The organism is Albidovulum sp. (assembly GCF_049646345.1).
Taxonomy (GTDB): domain Bacteria; phylum Pseudomonadota; class Alphaproteobacteria; order Rhodobacterales; family Rhodobacteraceae; genus Albidovulum.
On sequence record NZ_JBARVQ010000597.1, the window covers coordinates 1 to 8612 of the forward strand.

An 8612-nucleotide genomic window follows, 5' to 3' on the forward strand; every position below is an offset into this window, starting at 1 on the left:
AGGCCGGATGGCGCATCGCCAAGGCTCAGACCGCTGCCCGTCACATCAAGCCCCATGCGCCCGGCAGGACCGGCGGCATGGACGATTTCCAGCAGCATCCGCGCCTGATCGCCGGGCGCGAGGAAGCGGGGGACCGAGGCGGTGACGACCACCGGGTCGCGGATCAGCACATCGGTTTCCGCCTGCCCGACCGCCTTGTCGGACCAGACCACAGCCATCAGCCGCACCGTGCCGTTGAAGCTGGGCAGGTCGAATTCCGTGCGCGCATAGCCATCGGCACCGACTGTCAGGGGGCCAGAGAAATAGGCGACCAGTTCCTCGGTCGGCGGTGGCGATTGCAGTTTCATCCCCGCCGCCGCGTCACCGCCAGAGCGGACAGCACCCATCGCGCCTGTCTGGCCGTCGATCAGCCGCCCATAGAGGTCGCGGATGCCGACGCCGAGTTTCTGCTGGCCGAAATAATGGCCCTCGGGGTCGGGGGAGGTGAAGGCGGTCAGGTTGAGGATGCCAAGATCGACGGCGGCGATGGTGGCAAAGACCTCTGCCCCTTCCGGCGCATCGACCTTCAAAGCCACCGGCAGCGGCCCGCGCGGATTGGCCTCGGGCGCGACCTCGAATGTGGCAGAGAGCTTGCGCGAGCCGGGATCGACCGGCGCGTAGGAGAGGCCAAGCGCCCGTGTCGGTGCGCGGCCTGCTTCCTCAGACAGGGGACGGATGACCGAGGCGGTGACATAGGCGCCCGCCCCCCAATCGTCGGTGACAGGCAGCTCGATGACGTTCTCGCCCGCCGTCACCGTCACGGCCTTCATGTCAATGAGCCGGTTCGAGAGGACCGTGACCAAGGCCACCCCATCCGCGCGGGGTTCGATCCGTAGCCGCGCGGTATCGCCGGGCCGGTAGGCGTCCTTGTCGAGCGCGACGGTCAGCGTATCGGGCGTTTCCGCTGCATCGGCAGGGACGTACCAGCCCGCGTAGTACTCGGTGGATGACTCGGTGTGGGCACCGTCCGTCGCCTCCACCACCAGTTCGTAATTGCCCCATTCCACCGGGGCGGCGATGCTGACCGGGCCTTCGGGCGTCAGAGCCGCCTCGCCACTTGCCACGCGGGACCTGGTCGTCGCCACCTCCCAATTCCAGTTGCCGTAAAGCGAATACCACTGATAGTTCCGCTCGATCCGGTTGATCGTCCAATGGACGGCGCGGGTGGCAGCCTGTTCGTCCGGCCCGACCGCGATCAGGTCAAAGCGCGCGTCAGAGCCTTGCGGCACCGTGCCGCCCTCAAACAGCGGCTTGATCCCGATGACGGGATCGTCGGGCAGGATGCGGCGGGCGATGCTGCGTTCGACCGGGCGGCCTGAGCCTTCCTTGACCCGCACGGCGATGCTCGCCTCCAAAGGCCGGTTCGCGGCTTCGCCCAAATCGGGGAAGCTGACCGAAAGCACCGCGCGGCCTTCGGCATCGGTCTTTGGCGCGTCCTCCAAAGCATCGCGGTAGGGCGAGAACGGCTCATCGTAGCGCCCGAACGCATAACCGGGGAAAGCATCGAGCGTCGTCAGCGCGGTGATCCTCAGATCGCCCTCGACGTCCAGTTCCGCCCCCGGCGCGCCGAAGAGGTAGCGCGCTGCGACCGTCAGCGGTGGCCGGTCGGTCAGGCGTAGTGCGCCCTCGGGCAGGGTCAGGTCAAAGTCGATGCGTTCGGGCAGGAAATCCTCGACAAGAAAGCTTTGCGAGGCAAGCACCTTGCCCTCTTCGACAAAGCTCTCGATCCGCCATGTCCCATGCGGGGCAGAGCCCGCAAGCGGCAGATTGGCGACAAAACCGCCCGCGCCCGCATGGCCGAGCAGCGCGCGGGAATATTCGACCCCGTCGGGCCGGATCAGCCTTGCGGTCATCGGCAGCCCGGCCAGACCGTGCACCTTCTGGTCACGGGCGAGGATGGTGGCGTTGACCGTCTCACCCGCGCGGTAGGCGCCCCGGTCGGTCGAGAGGAACACGTCGATGGGCGGGGCCGCCTCGCGCCCCGCAACACCCCGGTCGGAAAGGTCGAATTCCGCCTCGGTCAGCGGCAGGAAGGTCATATCCTCACCCTTCTCGACCATCACCAAGGCAGGCGCGGCCCCGCCCGTCCCGGCGGTCAGCCCGGCATCGAAGCGGGCGTATCCTTCGGCATTCGTCGTCACCGTCCCAATCACCGCATTGGCGCGCGAGAGGAGCGTCGCGGTCACGTCCCCGCTGGCCGAAGCGTCCGACAGAGCGCGGACGAAGACATGCAGCCCGTCTACCCCCTCCATCGCCGTCAGCCCGAGGTCGGAGATCACGAACCACTGTGTCGCGGCGGGATTGTCATAGGGGTCCTCGCCCGGAATGGCGGCCTGAAGCGCATAGATGCCGGGGCCGAGGTCAGACATGATGCCATCCAATGGCAGCAGCGTGGTCATGTCGCGGTTGACCTCCGCCGTGACCTCGCCGGTGCCAGTCCAGACCTCTTCAGCGACTTCGGATTTGAGGTTCGCGGCCGACCAGTAGTCAAGCGGGCGGCCGAACATGCCGCCCTGAATCGCGCGGATCAGGTTGCGGTCCGACAGGCGCAGAAGGGTCAGGTCTAGGGTGTCGGCATTCACCGTCTCGACTGGGATGCCCTTGGACCCCACACGCGGCAGCACATAGGCGCGGCCGGGAAAGCGCACGGCGGCGGCGCGGTCGCGGATGTATTGGGTGATCTGGATGTCCTTGGCCAGTACCTCACCCGAGGCGGCGGGCAGGCCTTCGCGGAAAGTCAGGGTGGGCCTTGTGCCATGGGCAAAACCGGCGACACAGATCTGGCGACCGGAGGCTTCGACCGACAGCCCCGCTTCAGGCAGCTTCACAAAAGGCGCGTAGTCGGTACCGGATCGCACGAGATCTGCGGTGAAGACGGCACAGATGCGGGGGCTGGCGCCGTCGGCCTCTACCTGCGTTTCGCTGATGCGGAAGCCGTACTTACCAATGGCGTCGTCCAGCATGGCAGCGGTGTCATCGCGCGGCTGAATGCTATGCGCCAAACGCAGGGCCGGGATCATGTCGCGGCCCCGGTTCATCTTCTCCATCGCGCGGGCGAGGGTCACAAGCGCGGTCGCCCGAAGGCCCGCAGTGTCGGTCCGAAGATAGGCGTTGATCGCAGCCGAGGCCGATTTGCGCGGGTTCTGCCGGATCTTGTCATTCGGGTACTCGCGCAGATCAAGTTGCAGTTCGGCATAATCCGCCCATTGATCCGCCGCATCCGTGATGTTCAGCGCCGCCCCCAGCCGGTTTGCGGCGGCTTTCGTATTGCCGTTCCCGCGCGCAGTATCGACCGCAGCAAGCCAGTCCTCGGCACTGGTGCCCCCCGTCACATGTTCTGCAGCAAGATCGCGGGCCTGATCGTAGGCGGCCTGAAGATCCTCGGGCCGCAGAAAGTCCAACTCAGCCGCACGGGTCTGAGCGCGCTCTGCGGACCCCGGCGCGGCGTCCAGAACATGGCCCGAAATTGCGCCGGAATAGGGTGCAGGCTCCCCGGCCCCCGATTTCGGGAAACAGGACGAGGCGCGGCGGTTATAGGTGAAGGCGGTACAGGCCCTGTCCGAGAGGCAGGCCACGCGACAGGCGTCAAAACCGATGTCATAGAGCGCGCGCAGATCGCCGCCGGGAAAGTCCATATTGTCGACCAGAACCGCGCGGCGCTCGGGCACCAGATCCTGCGCCGGTGCTTCGCCAGCCACGAAAAGACTTGCCGCAAGGGCCGCTGTCACAAGGGCGCGCATCGAAATCTCCATTTCCGGTCAATGATCTGATGCTGGCAGGGGGGGATGGGATTCGCAAGCGTGACGGCCGGGAAAGTCACGGCGTTTAAGCGTTCCTTCACCCCGTTCCGCGATTGTCGAAGACGCGCGGGCATTATCCCGTGCGGACGGACCGGAGACGGGATGTGAGCATAGCCGAGAAACTCGCCAAGGAACGGCGCGCGCGTCTGGCCGCCGAACGCCTGCTGGAACAGAAAAAGCGCGAACTTTTCGCCGCAAATTCCCAATTGTCGCGTCATGCCCGTCACCTGTCTGACCAGATCGTCGAACAACGTCACGGGCTGGAACAGGCACTTTGCGAAGCCGAATCGCTCAAGGGGCAGAATAGCCAAGTCATGTCGGACCTGCTCCGGGCCACCAACGCGGCCAAGATTGCCGAACGTCTGCTGTGGGATGCGGTCGAGGCGGTTGGCGACGGGTTTGCGGTGTTTGACAAGAACTTGCATCTGGTGATCGTCAACAAAGCCTGGCTTGAAATCTTCGCAGGCCACTCCGAGATCCAGACTGGAGTGGACTATGACACCGTGATCCGCACGCTCGCGACTGCGGGCATCGTCGATCTGGAGGATTTCGACGAGCATGACTGGCGCCACGAAATGACCGAACGCATCACGCGCGCGGATATTCCCAACAAGGAAATCAAGCTGACCAATGGCCGTCATATCCGGCTGGTCGATCATCACGGGGCTGACGGCGGTCTTGTGTCGATGGCTCTAGATACTTCCACAGCCATGTTGCGGCAGGCGGAATTGGAGGAAGCCCGGGTGAAGGCCGAGGCGGCAAACCGCGCGAAATCGGCCTTTCTTGCCAATATGAGCCATGAAATCCGCACCCCGATGAATGGTGTTGTGGGCATGGCTGAACTCTTGATCGACACAGATCTGAACGAGGAACAGAGGCTCTTTGCCGAGACGATCAAGTCATCGGGCGAGGCGCTTTTGACGATCATCAACGATGTGCTCGACTATTCCAAGATTGAGGCGGAGAAGCTGAAACTCTACCCCGAACCCTTCGATCTGGAACGTTGTCTGCATGAGGTCGTGCTGCTGTTGCAGCCCTCGGCCCGCGACAAGGGGATCAAGCTTCTGGTCGATTTCGACCTCTTCCTGCCGACGCGTTATGTCGGTGATCCCGGGCGAATGCGGCAGATTTTCACGAACCTTCTGGGCAACGCCGTCAAATTCACCTCCGAAGGGCACGTTCTGGCGCGGATCGTCGGGCTTGAATTGCCCGACCACCGGTTCGACCTGCACATCACCATCGAGGATACCGGAATCGGAATTCCGACGGACTACATCGACCACATCTTCGGCGAGTTCAATCAGGTGGAGGAACAGTCGAACCGGAAGTTCGAAGGAACCGGTCTCGGCCTCGCGATCACACGGCAACTTGTGGAACTGATGGGCGGCACGATCTGGGTCGACAGCGAACCGGATCAGGGATCGTGCTTTGGTTTCCGTGTGACTTTTGCCCCCGCTGAACCGGTTCAGGTCATCGACAAACCCGACCGTCCGATCCTGCTGAAGCGCGCGCTGATCGTCGATGACATACAGATCAACCGCGTGATCCTGGAACGACAGCTTCAGACCTATGGGCTGGAGGTCACGATGTGCCGCGGCGCTACGGAAGCTTTGCAGGCCGTTCAGTCTGGTGACGCGTTCGATGTGATCCTGACCGATCACGACATGCCGGACATAGCCGGGCCTGAACTGGCGGCCCAGTTGCGTGCCGCAGGGATATCATCGCCGATCCTGCTTTTGTCTTCGCATCCCGATGCGGCGGAAGGCGCTACCGGGGACATGGCGGCGGTTCTGCAAAAGCCGATCCTGCGGTCGGAATTGTTCCGCGCCTTGCAGGACCTGTCCTATCCCGCAGCAAAGGACGCGTTCCTGCCGCTTGAACCGGCTGAACCGGAACCCCCGGCGGGGGAACTCAGGCAGATGCGGGTGCTGGCGGCGGAAGACAACCGCACCAACCAGCTTGTCTTCCGCAAGATGGTGGCGGATTTCGACATCGATCTGCAATTCGCCAATAACGGGCGCGAGGCGGTGGACCAATGGCGCAGCTTCCGGCCGGATATGGTCTTCATGGACATTTCCATGCCCGAGATGGATGGGCGCGAAGCGACGCGCGCCATCCGCGCCATCGAGGAAGAGCGCGGCCTGAACCACACCCCAATCGTCGCCCTGACGGCCCATGCGATGGACGGCGATAGCGAGTCCATTCTGGCGGCCGGGATCGACCACTACCTGACAAAACCGCTCAAGAAGATGGCAATTGCGGGTAAGATCGGAGAGTTCTGCCCCGCTGACGCACGTCCGGCGCTCGGCCCGGGCCCGGCAGAAAGCGGCGCGGCATGACCCAGAGTTGAGATGGGCGCAAATCCACCTGTCCTTCGGCCGTTTCAGCCTTCAGAAGTCAGAACACCAAGAAACGCAGCGCCGAACCGTTCGGCCTTCTGTTCACCCATCCCCTGGATGCGCTCCAGTTCGGCGAGTGTCCTTGGCCGGGCTTCGGCGATTTTCCTGAGCGTCGAATGCGTACAGCTGAGGTATTTGTCGATCCCCTCGGGCCCGCGCGACAATTCGGCCTGTGCCTGCATCAGGCGGTCGAACACTTCGCCCGATGCCCGACCGGCCAGCTTGCGGCGGGCGGGATGCATGTCTTCCCCGGCACCGGTGATCACCTCCAGAAAGGCCGCGCCGTAGCTTTCCAGCTTTTTCGCACCAACCCCGCTGATCCGCGCCATCCCATCCAGTGTCTCGGGCCGGGTTTCGGCCATTTCAATCAGCGTGCGGTCGGGGAAGATCATATAGGCGGGCATCCGCGCCGCTTCGGACAAGGCCCGCCGTTTTGCCTTGAGCGCCGAGAGAAGCGGCGCGTCTTCTTCTGAAACCAGTGTCTTCACCACCGGTCTTCCGACCGCCTTGCGGATCGTGTCGCGGCGAAGGGTGATTGACGCCTCGCCTTTCAGGATCGGTCGCGCCGCATCGGTCATACGGAATGCGCCATGGCGTTCGGGATCGGGGCGGATCAGGTCGTATCCCATCATCTGCCGAAAGATCGCCTGCCACTCTGCCTTGGGCATATCGCGACCGACGCCGAAGGTCGGCAGGTCATCGTGGCGACGCTGGCGGACCTTGACGGTGACATTGCCGGTCAGGATGTCAATGAGATGCCCGGCACCGAAACTTTCCCCCGTGCGCAGCATCGCCGACAGTGCCTTCCGGACCGCTTCAGTCCCGTCGAACAGGTCCGGCGCAGTATCGCAGAGGTCACAATTGCCGCAAGGCTCTGCTGCCTCGCCGAAATATCCCAGCAATCGCCGGCGGCGGCAGCATATCGCCTCGGCCAGCCCGAGAAGCGCGTTCAGACGGGCATGATCGGCGGCTTTGCGTTCGGCAGGGGCAAGCCCTTCGTCGATCTGGGTGCGACGAAAGCGGATGTCATCGGGGCCATAAAGCGTCAGCGTCTCGGCGGCCGCGCCGTCGCGTCCGGCGCGGCCAATCTCCTGATAATAGGCCTCGATCGATTTCGGCAGATCGGCATGCGCGACCCAGCGGATATCGGGCTTGTCGATGCCCATGCCGAAGGCGACGGTGGCGACCACGATCAGCCCGTCCTCGCGCTGGAACCGCCCCTCAACATCGCGCCGGGTCTCGGCATCAAGGCCCGCGTGGTAGGCGCAGGAAACGTGACCGGCCTCGCGCAGTGCACCCGCCAGCGTCTCGGTCTTGGCCCGCGTGCCGCAATAGACGATGCCGGACTGGCCCTTGCGGGCGGCGGCGAAGGTCAGGATCTGGCGGCGGGGCTGGTCCTTGACCTCAAAGGCCAGATGGATGTTCGGCCGGTCGAAGCCGCGCAGGAAGGTTTCGGGTGCGGCCCCGTCAAAGAGCCGCGTCACGATCTCGGCCCGGGTTTCTTCATCCGCTGTTGCGGTGAAGGCGGCCAGCGGCACGTTCAGGGTCCGGCGCAATTCGCCGATGCGCAGGTAATCGGGCCGGAAATCGTGGCCCCACTGGCTGACGCAATGCGCCTCATCCACCGCGATCAGGCTGGTGCCGATGCGGCGGAGCAAAGTCAGCGTACCGCCCGAGGCCAGCCGTTCAGGCGCCATGTAGAGGAGCCTCAGCCGCCCCTCGTCGAGCGCCCGGAACACCTCCTCGGTTTCTTCTTCGGTATTGCCGGATGTCAGCGCCCCGGCTTCGACCCCGGCTTCGCGCAACGCACGGACCTGATCGCGCATCAGGGCGATCAGCGGCGAAATCACCACCGTTACACCGTCGCGCAACAAAGCGGGCAGTTGGAAGCACAGCGATTTGCCGCCGCCGGTGGGCATGATCGCCAGCGTATTCCGCCCCTCGGCCACGGCCGACACGATCTCGGCCTGACCGGGCCGAAAGGCAGAGAATCCGAAGACGGAGGAGAGAAGTCCCTCGGCGCGGGTCATGGGCTCGCGTTCTTGTTGGCTCGATGGCGGCAGAGTCTCACACCGGCCGGACGGGGGCAAGGCTCAGTAGCTGTAGAAAAAGCCCGCGTTGTTCACGAGGATGATGCGCACGGCAATGAGGCCGATGAAGGCGACCAGCGGCGCGAGGTCCAGCCCCGACATCTGCGGCAGAAAGCGGCGGATCGGGGTATAGATCGGCTCCAACAGTCGGTTCAGCCCGTACCATATCTGAGACACCAGCGGCTGCCGCAGGTTCAGCACCTGAAAATTGATCAGCCACGACATGACGATATGTGCGATCATGATGAACCACATCACGTCGAGAAGCAGCATCAGGATATGGA

The 8612-nt window shown here is 64.1% G+C and carries 4 protein-coding genes; 1 reads left to right on the plus strand and 3 read right to left on the minus strand.

Features of this window, described 5'->3' with window-relative positions; all coding sequences use genetic code 11:
- Nucleotides 1–3779: alpha-2-macroglobulin family protein (locus WBB85_RS15610; protein WP_432639524.1), on the minus strand; the 3779-nt coding region annotated here is incomplete at its 3' end.
- 164 nt (nucleotides 3780–3943) lie between these two features.
- Here WBB85_RS15610 and WBB85_RS15615 point away from each other — a divergent pair.
- Nucleotides 3944–6178 (plus strand): response regulator, encoded by a 2235-nt coding sequence (locus WBB85_RS15615; protein ID WP_432639525.1) that lies wholly within the window; start codon nucleotides 3944–3946, stop codon nucleotides 6176–6178.
- A 44-nt stretch (nucleotides 6179–6222) separates the two neighbouring features.
- On the opposite strand, the gene recQ is transcribed toward WBB85_RS15615, so the two are convergent.
- A complete protein-coding gene (recQ, locus tag WBB85_RS15620) occupies nucleotides 6223–8268 on the minus strand; it encodes a DNA helicase RecQ (protein ID WP_432639526.1) in 2046 nt (681 codons plus the stop codon).
- Between the two features lie 63 nt (nucleotides 8269–8331).
- The gene (locus WBB85_RS15625) at nucleotides 8332–8607 is read right to left on the minus strand and encodes a YggT family protein (RefSeq protein ID WP_432639527.1); all 276 of its coding nucleotides are present in this window, start codon (nucleotides 8605–8607) and stop codon (nucleotides 8332–8334) included.
- Between the last annotated feature and the right edge of the window lie 5 nt (nucleotides 8608–8612).

Excerpts from the sequence above, each read along its gene's own strand:
- recQ (WP_432639526.1), bottom strand. The coding sequence starts at position 8,268 with ATGACCCGCGCCGAGGGACTTCTCTCCTCCGTCTTCGGATTCTCTGCC.